Source organism: Lactococcus sp. SK2-659 (assembly GCF_020218185.2).
GTDB classification, from domain to species: domain Bacteria; phylum Bacillota; class Bacilli; order Lactobacillales; family Streptococcaceae; genus Lactococcus; species Lactococcus lactis.
In genome coordinates this window covers 456,555-472,137 of record NZ_JAIWQZ020000002.1, presented here as the reverse complement: position 1 = coordinate 472,137, position 15,583 = coordinate 456,555, and the positions used below count along the sequence as shown (strand labels likewise).

The 15,583-nt window shown below is 34.7% G+C and carries 16 protein-coding genes; 5 read left to right on the top strand and 11 right to left on the bottom strand.

The annotated features are described in order from the left end of the window. Positions 1–109 precede the first annotated feature (109 nt). Positions 110–1,105 carry a YeiH family protein gene (locus LDP15_RS09470; RefSeq protein WP_080619340.1) on the bottom strand — a complete coding sequence of 332 codons (996 nt, stop codon included), beginning with the start codon at positions 1,103–1,105 and terminating at the stop codon, positions 110–112. 163 nt (positions 1,106–1,268) lie between these two features. On the opposite strand from LDP15_RS09470, the gene LDP15_RS09465 reads away from it, so the two are divergent. Both LDP15_RS09465 and lysS read left to right on the top strand, forming a co-directional pair. Next, on the top strand, positions 1,269–2,087 hold the full coding sequence (locus LDP15_RS09465; RefSeq protein ID WP_015425826.1) for a LysR family transcriptional regulator: 819 nt from the start codon (positions 1,269–1,271) through the stop codon (positions 2,085–2,087). 198 nt (positions 2,088–2,285) lie between these two features. Beyond that, positions 2,286–3,770 carry a lysine--tRNA ligase gene (gene lysS, locus LDP15_RS09460; RefSeq protein ID WP_080619312.1) on the top strand — a complete coding sequence of 495 codons (1,485 nt, stop codon included), beginning with the start codon at positions 2,286–2,288 and terminating at the stop codon, positions 3,768–3,770. Positions 3,771–3,865: 95 nt separating this feature from the next. Here the strand turns inward: lysS and LDP15_RS09455 are convergent, their stop codons facing one another. From LDP15_RS09455 to LDP15_RS09445, 3 genes are all read right to left on the bottom strand, one after another. Continuing rightward, entirely contained in the window at positions 3,866–4,843 is a 978-nt protein-coding gene (locus LDP15_RS09455; RefSeq protein ID WP_015425824.1) for an FAD:protein FMN transferase, read from the bottom strand. Beyond that, positions 4,843–5,655 carry an NADPH-dependent FMN reductase gene (locus LDP15_RS09450; protein ID WP_015425823.1) on the bottom strand — a complete coding sequence of 271 codons (813 nt, stop codon included), beginning with the start codon at positions 5,653–5,655 and terminating at the stop codon, positions 4,843–4,845. Before LDP15_RS09450 ends, LDP15_RS09455 begins: the two co-directional genes overlap by 1 nt. Positions 5,656–5,769: 114 nt before the next feature. Beyond that, positions 5,770–7,203, bottom strand: a complete 1,434-nt coding sequence (locus LDP15_RS09445; protein ID WP_015425822.1) for an amino acid permease — start codon at positions 7,201–7,203, stop codon at positions 5,770–5,772. Positions 7,204–7,513: 310 nt separating this feature from the next. On the opposite strand from LDP15_RS09445, the gene LDP15_RS09440 reads away from it, so the two are divergent. Further along, positions 7,514–8,344: a peptidylprolyl isomerase gene (locus LDP15_RS09440; protein ID WP_003131617.1), complete on the top strand. Its 831-nt coding sequence runs from the start codon at positions 7,514–7,516 to the stop codon at positions 8,342–8,344. A gap of 42 nt (positions 8,345–8,386) precedes the next feature. Here the strand turns inward: LDP15_RS09440 and LDP15_RS09435 are convergent, their stop codons facing one another. The 4 genes from LDP15_RS09435 to LDP15_RS09420 form a co-directional block, all read right to left on the bottom strand. Then, positions 8,387–9,268 (bottom strand): RluA family pseudouridine synthase, encoded by an 882-nt coding sequence (locus LDP15_RS09435; RefSeq protein WP_015425821.1) that lies wholly within the window; start codon positions 9,266–9,268, stop codon positions 8,387–8,389. Beyond that, positions 9,268–10,080, bottom strand: a complete 813-nt coding sequence (locus tag LDP15_RS09430; RefSeq protein WP_003131619.1) for an NAD kinase — start codon at positions 10,078–10,080, stop codon at positions 9,268–9,270. Before LDP15_RS09430 ends, LDP15_RS09435 begins: the two co-directional genes overlap by 1 nt. Continuing rightward, positions 10,067–10,726 carry a GTP pyrophosphokinase family protein gene (locus LDP15_RS09425; RefSeq protein ID WP_015425820.1) on the bottom strand — a complete coding sequence of 220 codons (660 nt, stop codon included), beginning with the start codon at positions 10,724–10,726 and terminating at the stop codon, positions 10,067–10,069. The genes LDP15_RS09430 and LDP15_RS09425 overlap by 14 nt, the downstream gene beginning before the upstream one ends. 188 nt (positions 10,727–10,914) lie before the next feature. Then, positions 10,915–11,721, bottom strand: coding sequence for a DUF817 domain-containing protein (locus tag LDP15_RS09420; protein WP_015425819.1), 807 nt, complete (start codon positions 11,719–11,721; stop codon positions 10,915–10,917). 216 nt (positions 11,722–11,937) lie between these two features. Here LDP15_RS09420 and LDP15_RS09415 point away from each other — a divergent pair, with 216 nt between their 5' ends. After that, the gene (locus tag LDP15_RS09415) at positions 11,938–12,531 is read left to right on the top strand and encodes a CYTH domain-containing protein (protein WP_010905301.1); all 594 of its coding nucleotides are present in this window, start codon (positions 11,938–11,940) and stop codon (positions 12,529–12,531) included. 64 nt (positions 12,532–12,595) lie between these two features. Here the strand turns inward: LDP15_RS09415 and LDP15_RS09410 are convergent, their stop codons facing one another. From LDP15_RS09410 to LDP15_RS09400, 3 genes are all read right to left on the bottom strand, one after another. After that, a complete protein-coding gene (locus LDP15_RS09410) occupies positions 12,596–13,114 on the bottom strand; it encodes a hypothetical protein (protein ID WP_003131623.1) in 519 nt (172 codons plus the stop codon). Positions 13,115–13,343: 229 nt separating this feature from the next. Next, on the bottom strand, positions 13,344–13,658 hold the full coding sequence (locus LDP15_RS09405; RefSeq protein ID WP_162259447.1) for a YlbG family protein: 315 nt from the start codon (positions 13,656–13,658) through the stop codon (positions 13,344–13,346). Further along, positions 13,645–14,025: a YlbF family regulator gene (locus LDP15_RS09400; RefSeq protein WP_015425817.1), complete on the bottom strand. Its 381-nt coding sequence runs from the start codon at positions 14,023–14,025 to the stop codon at positions 13,645–13,647. The genes LDP15_RS09405 and LDP15_RS09400 overlap by 14 nt, the downstream gene beginning before the upstream one ends. A 146-nt stretch (positions 14,026–14,171) precedes the next feature. Here LDP15_RS09400 and LDP15_RS09395 point away from each other — a divergent pair, with 146 nt between their 5' ends. Then, positions 14,172–15,551: an amino acid permease gene (locus LDP15_RS09395; RefSeq protein ID WP_042230067.1), complete on the top strand. Its 1,380-nt coding sequence runs from the start codon at positions 14,172–14,174 to the stop codon at positions 15,549–15,551. The last annotated feature ends 32 nt before the right edge of the window (positions 15,552–15,583 follow it).

The following is a 15,583-nucleotide window of genomic DNA, read 5'->3' as shown; positions in this document are numbered from 1 at the left end:
GATTGATTAATAATTTTTTACTAGGTTCAAAAATTTAACTGATAATAATTAGCACAAAAAAGTCACTAAATCTCTGGTTTAGTGACTTTATTATCGTTTTTTATTCTAATTATTTGATTAAAAGACTTATTAAAATAAGTGCAAGAACTACTTGAAAGACTAAAGTAGATAAACCATAAATCAGTAATTTTTTTCCTGCTTTTATAAATTCAACCAAATTTAGTCGTAAACCAATAGCAGCTAAGGCAATGGTTTCACACCAACCGGATAGAAATTTTGCGGTAGCTGAAACTTCCGGCACAAAATGAATCAATGTATCTAAAGTGCAAAGCACTAAGAAACCAAGAACATACCATGGTAAAAAAGAATTTCTTTTAATTTTTATTTGAGTAGGTCCTTGTTCATTTATTATTTGTTTTTTACTTCTGAAACCAAAATATAAAACAACAAAAACGAGCATGATAATTCGCATAATTTTAAATAGAGTGGCTAAGGTTGTTGTGTTTGGATTTACCATTGTTGCTGAAGCAACGACTTGACCAACAGATTGTTCTGTTCCACCAATCAGTGCCCCCCTTAATAAATCATTATTACCGAATATCCAAGTTCCTAAAAATGGAAGACTTAGCATTAAAATAGTTCCCATAAGATTGACCATCGCAATTGATGTTCTTTTCTCACTGGTTTCAGCTCCAATAACTGGTTCAACTGCGGCAATTGCTGATGAACCACAAACTGCATTCCCAGAAGCCATTAGGGCAGAAACATTAGCAGAAAATCCTAGTTTTTTACCCATAAACAAAACAAAAATAATTGTTGAAATCATTTGTATTAGTATAAATCCTACTCCGGAGAATCCTAACTTACCAATGGTTTGGAAAGTGACTGTGGCCCCTAAAAACATCACTGAAAATTCCAGAAGTTTTTTTTCTGACCAAGCTGTTCCTGCAAACAAAGTGACTTGTTTGAAGTACAAATTACCTAAAATAATTCCTAATAATATTGCAATGGTTGCTGAACCTAAACTATGGAAGATGAAACGATTGAGTAAATAACTTACTATAGCAATGGCAAAGGAGAGCAGAAATCCTGGCAAAATACTCATTATGGCCTGTCTATCATTTTTAATATAATTTTTTAATTTTAACATTTTTCTACTTTTTCCTTTTTTAATTGTCTAGCATCAATTAGTTTACACAATCTCCTTTATTTTGTAAAATAAATTATTATCATTTTTAAAATTACTTTTATTAATTAAAGGAAGATTTATGTTCGCTTTACTCGAAACTTTTATTGCTGTGTTTGAAACCAAAAGCTTTACCAGAGCTGCTAATCAATGTTTTATTTCACAGCCAACCGCAACTGTTAGAATTAAAAAATTGGAGGAAGAACTAAAAGTTCAACTCTTTTCAAGAGGGCAACACCAAGAAGTAATTCCCACAGAAAGTGCCCACCTTCTTTATCCTAAGGCTTTAAAAACGCTCAATGATTGGAATGAATTACAATTTTCCCTAAAAAATCAGACACCTAGTCGTAAACCTTTTAAAATTGCTGCTTCCCATAGTTCAGCAACTACTGTTTTACCTTTGATTTTTAAAAATTTAATTCCTGAACTTGAACAACTTAACATTGAATTAATGATGCTTGATTCTCAAGAGGTTTTTGATTTAATTCGTAATCATGAAATTCATTTTGGAATTATTGAAAAACCGATGATGGATGAAACCATCGAAACTTTCCCACTTTTTAAAGATGAACTCGTTCTTGCTGGCAATCCAGAAAGTGACATCTTTTTTATTCGCGAAGCAGGGTCTGGTGTGGCTCATTATACACATAATTATCTTAAAGAAAATAATCTTAATCCAAAGAATTTGGTCAGCGTCAATAACAATGATATGATTGTCAGTCAACTTAAGGCTGGCATTGGCCTGTCATTGATTTCAAAACGATTTATTAATGAAAATATTGCTTTTCAAGGTCTTGGCGAACGTTATCAACGCATTTTTTATGGTCTTTCTTTTTTGTCTGAACAAGACAAATTGCTCAAAACTGTGATTAAAAAAATCAAAAATTTAAGTGAGTTTTAAAAAATTTACTGACAGAAATTCTTTAAGGTCATTCATCATTTTCTAAATTTCTGTCAGTCATTTTATCAGCATTTTTTACTGACAGTAAAAAAATCTTCTCAAGCCCATGCTTAAAGCGTTTACTGACAAAAAAATTTCTGTTAATTTTTTGAAAATATGTTAAAATAGAGAGAATAAAAAATTACAAGGAGTACTATTTTGGCTGAAATCGAAGAACTTAATGACCAAATGAAAGTCCGCCGTGAAAAAATGGAAAACCTGCGCGAAGCGGGAATTGACCCATTTGGACATAAATTTACACGTACGCACAACTCACAAGAACTACACGAAGCTTATGACGAAAAGACGAAAGAAGAATTGCATGAACTTGCACTTTCAGGAATTGTCGCTGGTCGTTTGATGACTAAACGTGGTAAAGGTAAAGTCGGTTTCGCCCATCTTCAAGACCGCGAAGGACAAATTCAACTTTATGTTCGTAAAGATGAAGTCGGCGAAGAAAATTATGAAATTTTCAAAAAAGCTGACCTCGGAGATTTCCTTGGCGTTGAAGGCGAAATCATGAAAACTGATATGGGTGAATTGTCAATTAAAGCAAAAAAATTGACTTTCCTCTCAAAAGCGCTTCGTCCTTTACCTGAAAAATTCCATGGTTTGACTGACACTGAAACACGTTATCGTAAACGTTATTTGGATTTGATTTCAAATAAAGAAAGCTTTGACCGTTTTGTCACTCGTTCTAAAATTATCAGTGAAATCCGTCATTATATGGATGGTCGTGGCTTTTTGGAAGTTGAAACACCAATTCTTCATAGTGAAGCTGGTGGTGCTGCTGCCCGGCCTTTCTTCACTCATCACAATACTTTAGATATTGATATGGCGTTGCGTATCGCGCTTGAACTTCATTTAAAACGTTTAATTGTTGGGGGAATGGAGAAAGTTTACGAAATCGGGCGTGTTTTCCGTAACGAAGGTATGGATACAACTCATAATCCCGAGTTTACTATGCTTGAAAGTTATGAAGCCTATGCCGATTTCCATGATGTTATGGATTTGACAGAAGGAATCTTCCAACATGTTGCTAAAACAGTGGTTGGTCAAGATGTTCTTGAATACGATGGTAAAGAAATCAATGTTGGCGGAAAATTCAAACGTGTTCACATGGTTGATGCTATCAAGGAAGTTTCTGGAGTTGATTTCTGGCCTGAGATGACTTTTGAAGAAGCAACAGCTCTTGCTAAAGAACATGATATTCATGTTGAAAAACATTTCACTTCTGTTGGTCATATCATTAACGAATTCTTTGAAAAATATGTTGAAGAAACTTTGATTCAACCTACTTTCGTTTTTGGTCATCCAAAAGAAATTTCACCACTTGCTAAAATGAATGAAAAAGACCCACGTTTTACTGACCGTTTTGAACTTTTCATCAACGGTAAAGAATACGCCAATGCTTTCAGCGAATTGAATGACCCAATTGACCAATTGGAACGTTTTGAAGCTCAAGCTAAAGCTAAAGAACTTGGGGATGATGAAGCAACTGGTGTCGATTACGATTACGTTGAAGCACTCGAACACGGTATGCCACCAACAGGTGGACTCGGTATCGGGATTGACCGCTTAGTGATGCTCTTTACTGGCACAACTTCAATCCGTGACGTTTTGCTTTTCCCAACTATGAAATAAAAAATAAAAACCGCTTTTGGCGGTTTTTTTATTTCTGTCAGTAAATTTTTATTGGAAAAAGTACTGACAGAAATTATCTACACTTAAATTTTAACTTATTCAAATTCAAAACTTTGGTCAGCAACATAAATCTGACTTTTGGGAATTCCAACGGCTTTTATTTTCTTATCTTTACTAATAAAAATAGCGCCATAAACTTCCGGATTTTCTGTCAGCCAATTTTCAATTGGACCGTCAGCAAAAAATAATCGGGTCGTTTCAATTTCACCATCAATTGATTTTTTGGATAAAACAGTAACACTGGCCAGCTGATTATGGTGTGGATAACCTGTTTTGGAGTCAATAATATGATGGTAAATCTTATCATTCACTTTCAAGTAACGCTCAGAAATTCCCGAAGTCACAACAGAACCTTCACCAGACAAAAGCTGTAGCACAGGTTTTTTATCATTAGTTAATGGATTTTTAATGCCTATGCGCCATTTTTTATCTGTCTGATGTGGAGCTTCACCTACCAATAGAAGATTTCCTCCTAGATTAATGATGCCGGAAGAGATACCGTAAGCATGCCAAAAATCTTTAATCCGGTCGGCAATATAACCTTTTGCTATCGCTCCTAAGTCAATTTCCATCCCTTTTTCTGGCAAAAATATCGAAAATTCATCATCCCTTAGAATAACCCTATCTGGATTAATTATTTTTAACTTTTCATCTATTTCTGCTTGAGTTGGCAATTTAGCGTCTGAAAAGCCAATATGCCAAAGTTTAACGAGAGGACCAATTGCTGCATTAAAACCAAATGCTTCCTTGCTTTTTTCAAGCGCTATTTTTGTTAAGCCATAAACTGCTCCTGATACATGAACAGGCTCTATTCCTGCTTTATGATTGACAGCCATCAATTCTGATTGGTCACGATTTACCGTAAAAAGCTGCTCATAATACTTGATTAATTGATAAGTTTTATCTAATAACTCCTCGTCTTGATGACCATAAATTGTTAAGCTAATGACTGTCCCTAACGCTCGATAAGTTTTGGAAATTTTCAAGGTTGACTTTTTTTCTAAAATTTTCATCAGTCTTCTTCTTCCGATTTTCCTCTTAATTCTCCAATATCATCAAACTCCCAAGTTTCTCCCTCTTCCAAAAATTGTAGATAAGCCGAATTTTCAGGTTCAATCACTTCTTCATACTCAGAAGCTCCTGTATCTGCATCGGAAAGAACTGGCAATCCTTGATTCGTTTCTTTAGTCCACCAAACTTCCTCGGTTTCTGTAGAGTTTTTACTTTCCTCACTCTCAATTATTTCTTTATTATTCTCTTTTTTTGGCGAAGGAAATCTCATCGGTTTTAATGTTTTACTGTAAATCATAAAATTATTAAAACAATGCTCCAACCAGCTAATTGTCCGTTCATCTATCAATTCATCTTGTTGATTAAATGCTTCAGCTGCTCGTCCTAAAAGAAATTGATTGGAAGGTAAAACAAAAGCATCCAGACCCGGTGAACTCAAAATTTGTCGAAGGTTTTCTTGGGCAAAAACAGTTCCCATATTTCCCAGAGAAACCCCAACAATCATAACCGGTAGACTGTTCAATGGCTGAGGTTTTATCCATGACAGCCATTCTATCAATGATTTCAAAGCAGCAGTAATCGCATGATCATATTCAGGCGTTGAAAAAATCAAACCATCCGCTTCTCCTATTGCCTCTGCAATTTTCTGAACGCCTTCAGGAATTTCTCTGATATCCTCAGAAAATAGTGGAAGGTCTGTAATTTCTACTATTTCAATTTGTGCTTCTTTTGTAAAATGCTTTTTCATGTACCAAAGGAGTTTTCGATTATAAGAAAAACTAGCATTGGTCCCAACAATGGCGATAAACTTCATCCCATTTCCTCTTTCACTTGGTAATTTTGGGTAAGTAACTCTTAAAAAATGTCATTACTTCTCTTTATATTATAAATAAAAAACCACAACTCTATACGAATTGTGATTCAGATATTATTTTTCTCGACTCAAATCTACTTCTTCAAGTGGAATAATTTTTGTATTATACTTCCATTTATAACCAAAATAAAGAATAATGAAAATAGGAATTGCAGCGTATAAAGCTAAGCCTTCACCCCAGTGCTCACTAAAGAGCATGGCTGGGTCAAGATTAATGGCAATTGCCGCAGTCATCAAGAGCGCAACAATTGGACCAAACGGGAACCATTTAGCTTTGTAAGGAAGATCTTCCAATTTTTTCCCTTGAGCAACATAGGCTCTTCTAAAACGGATATGACTGATAGAAATTCCAAGCCAAGCAAGAAATCCTGTTAGTGATGATAAATCAACTAAGAAAAGATAAATTTGTGTTCCAAATATTCCAGTTAAGAAAGCAATAAAACAAATAATTGTTGTGGCTAATAGGGCATAAAAAGGAATTCCATTTTTTGCTGTTCGTCCAAAGAATTTTGGTGCGCCTTTTTCTTGTCCCAATGAATAAAGAATACGTGTTGAAGCATACATTACTGAATTTGCTGATGAAATTACCGAAGTAAGAATGACCGCATTCATAACTGAAGCTGCAACTGCAAAGCCAATATTTTTAAAGACAATAGTAAATGGACTCATGACAGCTGTCGAATTTGGATTTAACAAGCGAGGGTCTTTAAAATTGATAATTGCAGCAATCACAATGATTGAAAAGATGTAAAAGAGTAAGATACGCCAGAAAATAGAGTTCATTGCTTTAGGAATTGACTTACCTGGGTCTTCAGATTCACCTGCGGTAATCCCTAAAAGCTCAGTTCCTTGAAAAGAGAATCCGGCAATAAGTAAAACTCCAACAAATCCTGAAATTCCACCAACAAAGCCATGATTGCCAGCACTTAAATTGGCAACGACATCAACATTTCCTTGTCCCAAAACTCCAAAAATGGTAAGTAAACCAATAACTAAAAAGAGGACAATCGTAATCACTTTAATCGTTGATAACCAATATTCTGTTTCCCCGAATGCTCCAACCGCCATAACATTAATAATAAAAATTAAGACCGTCGCAATTCCTGAAAATATCCAAGACGGAAGGTGCGGGAACCAAAACTGCGTAATCAATCCTGCTGTCGTTAAATCCACGGCAATGGTAATCGCTCCATTGAGCCAATAGTTCCACCCTAATGCAAAGCCAAAAGCAGGATCAACATAACGACCGCCATAATCGGAGAATGAACCTGAAGTGGGCAAATATGTCGCCATCTCACCCAGAGAAGTCATTACGAAGTAAACCATAATACCAATAAAACAATAAGCAAGAACTGCGCCCCAGGGACCTGCTTGACTAATTGTTGCTCCTGAGGTTAAAAATAAACCTGTTCCAATTGTACCACCCAATGCAATCATGGTGATATGGCGCTGTTTAAGGTTGCGCTTGACCTGATTTTGATTTTCCATAATCTTTGCTTTCTAATCTCTTGTTTTTTTCTACAAACCAGAGCACGAACAAATAAAAAGACCAGTTGTCTTTACAACCGGTCTCTTGAGAATCACCGGCATAGATACTTGAGCGTACTCTAAAGCTGTATCTATACCTACTGTATGACACAACTCTTATCTATGCAAATGATGATGGCGTAATGAGAAGTTATTCATTTCGTGATTCTCCTTTCGTGATTTTTCTATATTCTATACCTTTTTTTTAGAAATTGCAAGAATTAATTTGATAAAAATTTATAATTACTCATTTTTATGTTAAAATATTCCTATGAATACGAATAAAAAAAATAATACAATTCTTTTTACAATCTTTGGGATTGTCTTAGTTATTGTCGTTGGACTCCTTGTTTTCTTTGCAAATCGTCCAAAAACAACTGATAATACAGCAAGTAGTACAAGCACTTCTTCAAGCCAAAAAGTTGATTATCCAACAAATTATAAATTACATGATGCAGTAAAAAATTCTACAACTGCCCTTAATGATTTGACTTTGCCACAACTTTCTACAACTGTTGCTGAGGATGAAGCTGAGGTCGAAATTAAAACGACTGCTGGAAATATCAATATTAAACTTTTCCCTAAATTGGCCCCTAATGCGGTTCAAAATTTCCTTGTTCTTGCCAAAAATGGTTACTACAAAAACAATGAATTCTTCCGTGTCATCAAAGATTTCATGATTCAATCTGGTGACCCTTCTAATCAAGGAACTGGTACTGCTTCAATTTTTGGTGGGAAAACATTTGATACTGAAATTTCTAATCAACTGTACAATATCCGCGGCGCACTTGCTTTAGCAAATACTGGCCAAGCAAGCTCTAGCAGTTCACAATTTTTCATTGTGCAAAATTCCCAAGATATGACCAGTCAAATTCAAGACAAGACTAAATATCCTCAAAAAATAATTGATGCTTATAAAAAAGGGGGCTATCCAAGTTTAGACGGAAGTTACACTGTCTTTGGTCAAGTTATCTCAGGAATGGATGTCGTTGATAAAATCGCTAAAGCCGAGGTTACATCAAGTGGTTCTGGCGAAGCTTCATCTCCTGTTGACCCTGTAAAAATTAAATCTGTTAAAATTCTTAAAAACTGGAAATTTTAATAAATAAAAAGTTACTGACAGAAAATCTGTCAGTAACTTTTTTTATTTCAATAAGTTTTTCATATCTTCTGGCATGTCTAATTCAACATGAACCATTTCGTCAGTAAAAGGATTTAAGAACTGTAAATGATGACAGTGAAGGGCTTGACGTGAAATCAAATCATGATTTCCACCGTATAAATCATCACCAATTAAAGGATAACCCAAATGAGAAAAATGAACACGAATTTGGTGAGTTCTGCCTGTATGCAAAATAATATCAAGAAGGGCTAAATCATTTTTCCGCTCAGCAACAACGTAAGAAGTCAGTGCATCTTTTGCTTTTTCATCAAAGCGAACTTGCCTTTGAATAATCGAATCATCACGACGTCCAATTGGTAAATCAATTCGACCAGAATCTGGCAAATCTTGGTCATTTACAATGGCAAAATAGCGTTTTTCCATCGTGTCGCGAAATTTATGTTGATTCACTAAAGCATGTGCATAACGATGTTTAGCTAAAAACATGATTCCACTGGTATCACGGTCTAGTCTAGTGATAATATGTACCGTTTGATTAGCATAATTTTTTTGACTAATATATCCTTTGACAGCATTTGACATGGCACCAGTCGGATGCAAGGACCCTGTAATTGATGGCTTGCCTGCTGGCTTTTCAACAACTAAATAGTGGTCATCTTCAAATAGGACATTGAGTGGAAAATCATCGGGAATTAACTTTTCATTATCTGGCTCATCTGGGACTGTGACCGTCACCAAATCATCCTTTTCCAGGCGATAAATGGCATTTTTTTCCTGACCATTAACTGTTATTTTCCCTCCATCAAATTTCACTTTTGTCAGTAATCTCCTAGAAATACCGTGACGGCTTAGCATTGACTTAACCATGCTTCCTTCAATCTCGTTTCTAAAAGCAAACTGCATTACTCAACCTCCCCAATAAAGGACTTACTGACCCGTTCCCAAAATGGTGTATGAGCGCAATTTGCAAAAGAAATCGTTGTTCCATCCAATGAAAACTCAATTGATTTGATATTTTTGTATTCAAAAGTCAACTGATCAAAAGTTAAACTATAATCATCCTCTGGCGCAGGACAAACGGTAATTGTATCTTTCTCAGCTACAATCATTGGTGAACCTAATGTTCGATAAACGACATTGTTCAAACTTGCAATTTCAGCAACTTGCATTGCTTTTACCCGCGGATGAACAACGGCTCCTCCAATTGATTTATTGTAAGCCGTTGAACCTGTTGGAGTTGAAATTGACAAGCCGTCCCCACGAAAACGTTCAAAAAGATAATCAGAAATTCTAACATCCCCAACCATCGTTTTACTTGCACGTCGAATCGTTGCTTCATTGAGAACGTGCCGTACAATTTGATATCCGTCAGTAAAACTAACTTGAACACGAATGAGTGGATAGTGAATCGCTTGAGCTGGATTTTCATCATAAAGAGCCTCTACGACTTCAAACAAATCTTCGTCAGTAAAATCAGTATAAAAGCCCAAATGCCCCGTATGAACACCTAAAAATCGCACACGATCTAGCTGATATTCGTACATATGCATTGCTCGTAGAAGCGTCCCATCTCCTCCAACTGAAATCACAATTTCAGGATTAATATCATCAAAAACGAAATGTTCAGCTTTCAAAATCTTGCTCAATTTATTGAGCGTTTTTTTGGATTTTTCACTCGAATTTCCAATAAGCCAGACTTTTTTACCAAAGTTCATTTTCTTCACCATTTTCTTTTTTAAAGTCTTGTTTTTGCTGAGGACTATCAAAAAGCAACTGTGCTTCTTGAATATCCTCACGGATTTCACCCATTTCCAAATCAAGTTGAGCAGCTTCACGCGCTGCATTAGTCAATCTTGCCTTGACATCCTCAGGAATTAAGCCCCCGTATTTATAATTAAGGGAATGTTCAATCGTTGCCCAAAAATTCATGGCTAAAGTTCTAATTTGAATTTCAGCATTGACAATTTGGAAACCATCAATTGTATCAATTGGATACTCAATGATGACATGATAAGAACGGTAACCAGAAGCTTTTTGGTTATTAATATAATCACGTTCTTCAATAATTTTAAAATCTTTGCGTTTACGTAAAAGCTCTAACACATCCCAAACATCATCAACAAATTGGACCATCACTCGAACACCAGCAATATCTTCCATTTCAGCTAAATTTTCTCGTGTGTAACCACGAAGTTTGGCCTTATTTCTGATTGATTCTCGACGTTTCACGCGCCCTGTAACAAATTCAATCGGAGAATAAAGTCCTTTCTTCAAATATTGCTTACGAACGCCCCGAAATTTTATTTTTAACTCGCCAACTGTTTGGACGTAAGGGTCCAAGAATTCTTCCCAATTAAACATTTTTTTCACTTTGCAAAAGCAATTGCTCTCGCATACTCCTTTTTTGAGTATTTAAATCTTAAACGATTTCTGACTTCTATATTTATTAGAATCACATCTAATATTTTAACATAAGTTTGCTTTATTCACATTATTGCTACTTAAATGCTTTAAATTTCAATAAAAAAAGAGCAATCATTTTGCCCTTTTTAGTTCTTAATTATATTTTTTATTTTTATCTTTTTTGAAAAATATCTCTGTAGTTCAATAACAATAATGATTGAAACGATGATCAATAAAGTCCATGAAGAGATTTTACCTAAATCAACAAATTGCCAAGCTTTTAACTGATAAGAATAAGTCCAAGCACTAAAATAAGAACCAATATTCTCTGCAAAATAAATAAAGAGACCGATTAAAAAGAAACTCAAAATTGCCGGCATTTGATAACGTTTTGTCCGCAATACAAAAGAAAATTTAGTTTTCCAGAAAATCATTAAAATAAAGAGATAAAAGATATTTCTGAAATCAAAGCCAAAGGTTCCACTAAAAAAGTTGAGATAAATAAGAACAGAAATACCAATGGACATCAACCAATGCGGCCAATTGATTGCTTCTAAATCAAACTCTTTTATTGCCCGAACAATATAAGAACCAATTGCCGAGTACATAAAAGCACTGTATAAGGGAACATCCATAATTTTAAATAAGCCGGCATCTGGATAGGACCAACTCCCATGCTTTACTTTAAATATTTCTAAAATCATTCCCAAAACATGGAAGACCATGATTGGAATTAAATCATAAGCTCGCTCATATTTGCTGACCAAAAGTATCATTTGAATGACGATGACACAAATCAATAAAGTGTCATAGCGTGCAAGATGTGGAATTTTGATAAAGGTAGTCACAATTAATGACAGAATAATGGTAATTCCAAAAATTGCTGACCGAAATTGTTTCAAACCAAAATCCCAAAAATCTTTTAAATGATATTTCTCTTCTACTTTTTCCATAGCCTTAATTCTATCATATTTTCAGTCCTTGTCTAGTCTCCTTCATTTTTAAAACTTCCCTTTGTTTCTCTGCTTTGAGCCAGCTTTTCTCTTTCTTCAACTTAGGGCGCAACTTTACTTATAGTCAGCCTTTTGATATACTTTTAATTAATATATCGTTTAACCCAACTGAAAGGAAAGATATTTTCTTTAGAAAATAATCTTAAAAATTAATTAATGAGTACGAATTTGGAGATTGAGTATAAGTCGCTATTGTCGCTGGCTGAGTATGACCAGCTCAAAAAACTCTTTACTCACGTAACCCCTGTTAGGCAAACTAACCACTACTTAGATTCAAAAGATTTTAAATTACGCAAGAAAAAATTGGCTTTGCGTATTAGAACTTTTGATAAGTCCGCAGAAATGACTTTAAAAGTTCCTCAAGAAGTTGGAAATATTGAATATAATATTGATCTCAGTCTTGAAGAGGCTCAACAACTCCTTGGCGAGCGAAATATTGTCTGTGGAGAGACTGATTTAAGTGAAATCTGTGAGTTACTGACTGCACGAGATATTAATCTTGAGGAAATCACTTTAATTGGAAGTTTGACGACGATTCGTTATGAGCAACATCTTCCAATTGGGCTTGCTGCATTAGACAAGAATGATTATCTAGGGCATACTGATTATGAGCTTGAGCTTGAAGTAGATGACAGCAAACAAGGGAAAAAAGACTTTTTTGACTTTTTAGATAAAAATCGAGTTGAATATCGTTTTTCAAAATCCAAAGTTGTTCGTTTTTTAGACTGTTTAAGACATTTACGAAAATAATTTTTAAAATTTTACTGACAGAATCCTGTCAGTATTTTTTTATAAAAAAAATGTCTGACAAGCATCAGGCAGTTTTTTCAATTTGTTCTAAGTATTGTTGTAAGAGGGCATGAGGACAATCTTCAATTTTCAAACATTCCTCATTAGTCATAATCAGACTTGCTGGAGAGGCTTGAAAATCATTTTTTCTAAAATCTTTTAACATTAAAGCGAGATGTCTTTTAGCAAAAGAACGATACTCCATAAAATTCAGAGTAGACACGCCGATTTCTTTCAAAATCTGTTGACGAACTTGTACTGTATAATCTAAAATCGTCGTTTCTTCTAAAACATCCTGCAACAATAAGAGAAAAGCTCTTCCTTGTTTTCGTCCGTAAAGATTTACAGTTAGATAATCAAGTGATACTTTTCGCAAACGGTCATAACAAGCATTTAACGAAACAATATTTTTAGGCAAATCTTCTGCATCCCGTAGTTGCTTAGCCGCAGGTAAAGTGACAATCGGATATAAATGCCAATCATTATGATCAAATGGTTCTAAATGGTCTAAAATGGGAGTGAAGTAATAATGAGTCTCCAACATAGTTTTTCTTCCTTGGTTTTGGGTATCGTTTCATGGTTGAGAAGAAGTGATAATCGGAATCTATAGAATACAACTTTTTTACAAATTCCAGACTTCATCTAATGAAGTAGTATTACTCTACCAAGTCTCCTCTCTTTTTTTACTATATTAACAAAAAAAGTCTGCTCACTCAAATAATACACAATAGCAATTACATTATTGACACGTGAGCTCACTTTTATTCCCTTACTTACAAGCGCTCAATTTCCTCTTTAACGGCAAGATTAGTTTGAGCAAAAGCTTCAGAAAAGTTTTGGTCAAGTTCTTTAATATGACCCACACGCACCTTTTTAACAAATTTCAAATCTTTTAATTTACTCAATAAATCTGAAAGATTTTCATTATTGATATAGAGTAAACTATAATTTGATTTTTGGCTTGTATAAATCACATCGCCAAATTTACTTAATTGTCTTGTTCCTTTATATGAATAGCAATAAACATAAACTGCGATTCGCTCCTTTATAAAAAGGGGGCGAATTTCTTTTTTCTCAATGCTTTCCATGATGTCGTCCATGTTGCCCTCCTCTCAATGGTAAATTCTCATCAACATAAATCTGTTCCGAAATACTATTTGTAATTTTCTTAGTCAAAGTTGTCAAAATTTGCTGAAGGTCGTTTTCTGCCAAACGAAAAGCATAAACCTTCTCATTCAAATTTATTTCATGCTGAAGCGCTCTTAGCTCTGGGCGAAAAGCGATATATTCAGAATTATCCTGTAAAGTTTTAAGCTGACTTTGTAAATTTTCATCTGCCATAAAATCAGCTTTAGCTTTCTGATAAGCTTCAACTTCTGGAAATTTCAAAAACTCGTCCATTATCTTTTCTAACAAATTATCTATTTCCAATAGATTTTGGTCGATTATTAACATATTTTTATTATATCATAAATATCAAATGATACACTTTACTGTTATTTTTAGCAAAAAAGAATATGACTCTTGATACAAATTTATTAATTTGGTATAATAATTAACACATTATTGGAATTATCTGATAATTTAAGGGAGGAAAACTTTTGGAAAATCTTCAAGAGAAACATGAAGCTCAACGGGGCTTACAGAACCGACATATTCAACTTATTGCTATTGCTGGAACGATTGGTACCGGACTTTTTCTAGGAGCTGGGAAAACCATTCAAATGACTGGTCCAAGCGTTATCTTTGCTTATATTCTTATTGGGATTGCGATGTTCTTTTTCTTAAGAACAATCGGAGAAATGCTTTACAACGACCCTAGTCAGCATTCATTTTTAAATTTTGTCACAAAATATTCAGGCGTCAGGACAGGTTACTTCACTCAGTGGTCTTATTGGTTAGTTATTGTTTTTGTTTGTATCTCTGAATTGACAGCAATCGGAACTTATATTCAATTTTGGCTTCCTCAGGTTCCACTTTGGTTGATTGAAATTGTCATGCTAGCTCTTCTTTTTGGACTTAATACTTTAAATTCTCGCTTTTTTGGTGAAACTGAATTTTGGTTTGCGATGATTAAAGTAGCAGCAATCATTGGAATGATTGTCACTGCGATTATTTTAGTAGCTGGTAATTTTCACTATAGCACTGTTTTAAGCGGAAAAACCGTTCATGACTCTGCTTCACTAAACAACATTTTTGATGGCTTTCAACTCTTCCCACACGGTGCTTGGAACTTTGTTGGTGCCTTACAAATGGTTATGTTTGCCTTTACTTCTATGGAATTTATTGGAATGACTGCGGCAGAAACAGTTAATCCTAAAAAGAGTTTACCAAAAGCAATTAATCAAATTCCAGTGCGTATTTTACTTTTCTATGTTGGAGCACTTTTGGCTATTATGACTATTTTCAACTGGCACTATATTCCGGCTGATAAATCTCCATTTGTTATGGTTTTTCAACTTATTGGAATCAAATGGGCAGCGGCGCTCATTAACTTTGTTGTCCTGACTTCTGCTGCTTCAGCGCTTAATAGTTCATTATTTTCAGCAACACGAAATATGTACTCACTTGCTCAACAGCATGACAAAGGAAGATTAACTCCTTTTACAAAACTTTCTAAGGCGGGAATTCCTATCAATGCCCTTTATATGGCAACTGCTCTCTCGCTTTTGGCTCCTGTCCTGACTCTTATTCCTCAGATAAAAAATGCTTTCGATTTTGCAGCCTCTTGTACGACTAATTTATTTTTAGTGGTTTACTTTATTACCCTCTACACTTATTGGCAATATCGCAAATCTGAAGATTACAATCCTAAAGGTTTCTTGACACCAAAACCTCAAATTACCGTTCCCTTTATCGTAGCTATCTTTGCAATTGTCTTTGCTTCTTTGTTTTTCAATGCTGATACCTTTTATCCGGCCTTGGGAGCGATTGTCTGGACAATTTTCTTTGGGCTCTACTCGCACTATAAAAAAATCTAAGCGAGTCATCTTTTCCTAGACAGAGTGACTTC

Excerpts from the sequence above, each read along its gene's own strand:
- LDP15_RS09400 (WP_015425817.1), bottom strand. The coding sequence starts at position 14,025 with ATGTTAATAATCGACCAAAATCTATTGGAAATAGATAATTTGTTAGAA.
- LDP15_RS09435 (WP_015425821.1), bottom strand. The coding sequence starts at position 9,268 with ATGCAGTTTGCTTTTAGAAACGAGATTGAAGGAAGCATGGTTAAGTCA.
- LDP15_RS09425 (WP_015425820.1), bottom strand. The coding sequence starts at position 10,726 with ATGTTTAATTGGGAAGAATTCTTGGACCCTTACGTCCAAACAGTTGGC.
- LDP15_RS09450 (WP_015425823.1), bottom strand. The coding sequence starts at position 5,655 with ATGAAGTTTATCGCCATTGTTGGGACCAATGCTAGTTTTTCTTATAAT.
- LDP15_RS09405 (WP_162259447.1), bottom strand. The coding sequence starts at position 13,658 with ATGGAAAGCATTGAGAAAAAAGAAATTCGCCCCCTTTTTATAAAGGAG.
- LDP15_RS09430 (WP_003131619.1), bottom strand. The coding sequence starts at position 10,080 with ATGAACTTTGGTAAAAAAGTCTGGCTTATTGGAAATTCGAGTGAAAAA.
- LDP15_RS09420 (WP_015425819.1), bottom strand. The coding sequence starts at position 11,721 with ATGGAAAAAGTAGAAGAGAAATATCATTTAAAAGATTTTTGGGATTTT.
- LDP15_RS09455 (WP_015425824.1), bottom strand. The coding sequence starts at position 4,843 with ATGAAAATTTTAGAAAAAAAGTCAACCTTGAAAATTTCCAAAACTTAT.
- LDP15_RS09410 (WP_003131623.1), bottom strand. The coding sequence starts at position 13,114 with ATGTTGGAGACTCATTATTACTTCACTCCCATTTTAGACCATTTAGAA.
- LDP15_RS09445 (WP_015425822.1), bottom strand. The coding sequence starts at position 7,203 with ATGGAAAATCAAAATCAGGTCAAGCGCAACCTTAAACAGCGCCATATC.
- LDP15_RS09465 (WP_015425826.1), top strand. The coding sequence starts at position 1,269 with ATGTTCGCTTTACTCGAAACTTTTATTGCTGTGTTTGAAACCAAAAGC.
- LDP15_RS09440 (WP_003131617.1), top strand. The coding sequence starts at position 7,514 with ATGAATACGAATAAAAAAAATAATACAATTCTTTTTACAATCTTTGGG.
- LDP15_RS09415 (WP_010905301.1), top strand. The coding sequence starts at position 11,938 with ATGAGTACGAATTTGGAGATTGAGTATAAGTCGCTATTGTCGCTGGCT.
- LDP15_RS09470 (WP_080619340.1), bottom strand. The coding sequence starts at position 1,105 with ATGAGTATTTTGCCAGGATTTCTGCTCTCCTTTGCCATTGCTATAGTA.